At 68.0% G+C, this 769-nt stretch carries 1 protein-coding gene and 1 pseudogene; both read right to left on the reverse strand.

Features of this window, described 5'->3' with window-relative positions:
• Positions 1-372 carry a response regulator gene (locus KTN05_RS17685; RefSeq protein WP_217330671.1) on the reverse strand — a complete coding sequence of 124 codons (372 nt, stop codon included), beginning with the start codon at positions 370-372 and terminating at the stop codon, positions 1-3.
• A pseudogene (locus KTN05_RS17690) lies at positions 365-769 on the reverse strand (chemotaxis protein CheR); the annotation flags it as partial. The gene KTN05_RS17685 and the pseudogene KTN05_RS17690, both read right to left, overlap by 8 nt.

Consider the following 769-nt stretch of genomic DNA (forward strand, 5'->3'; position numbering starts at 1 on the left):
TCACCTGAACAGCAGCTCCGCGCAGCGCCTTGCCTCGAACGGCTTTTCGCAGCAGGGCACCTCGGCGTAGGCCGGTGGCAGGGACTGGGTGTCGTAGCCGGTGGAGAACAGGAACGGGATGCTCTGGGCGAGCAGGGCCTCGGCGACCGGGAAGACCATCTCGCCGCGCAGGTTGATGTCGAGGATGGCGCCGTCGATGGCGGCCTCGCCGGCCAGCAGCGCCAGGGCGCGGCTGACGGTCGGCGCGGGGCCGACGATCTCGGCTCCTTGACTGACCAGTTCACGCCGAAGATCTTCGGCGACGATGTATTCGTCCTCGACGATCAGGATGCGGCGGCCGTCCATGCTGGCCGGTGCGGAAACGTCAGACATCGTGCTTCTCCATGGTGGACGACACCGGCAAAGCTATGGTGCAACGCACGCCGTCCGGCCCGAGTTCATAGGTTGTCTCGGCGCCGAGCTGATAGGGCAAGGCGTTCTCGATCAGCTCGCGCCCATAGCCGGCTGCCTGGGCGTTTGCGACGGGATCGGGCATGGTGACGCCGGTCTCGGTCCAAGCGACATGCAGGCGCAGCCCATCCTCGTGGCGCGCCAGATGCCAGCGGACGGCGAGATGCCCCGACGGCTGCGCAAGCGCGCCGTATTTCATGGCGTTGGTGGCGAGTTCATGGAGCGCCAGCGCGAAGGTCTGCACCGCGCTGGATTGCAGGCGAACGCCGCGCGGGCCTTCCAACGTGACCCGCTCGCCGCGCCCGTCGGCATCCAGCGC

This window comes from Paracoccus sp. Z118 (assembly GCF_019061185.1).
In the GTDB taxonomy this organism is placed as follows: Bacteria; Pseudomonadota; Alphaproteobacteria; order Rhodobacterales; family Rhodobacteraceae; genus Paracoccus.

Excerpts from the sequence above, each read along its gene's own strand:
- KTN05_RS17685 (WP_217330671.1), bottom strand. The coding sequence starts at position 372 with ATGTCTGACGTTTCCGCACCGGCCAGCATGGACGGCCGCCGCATCCTG.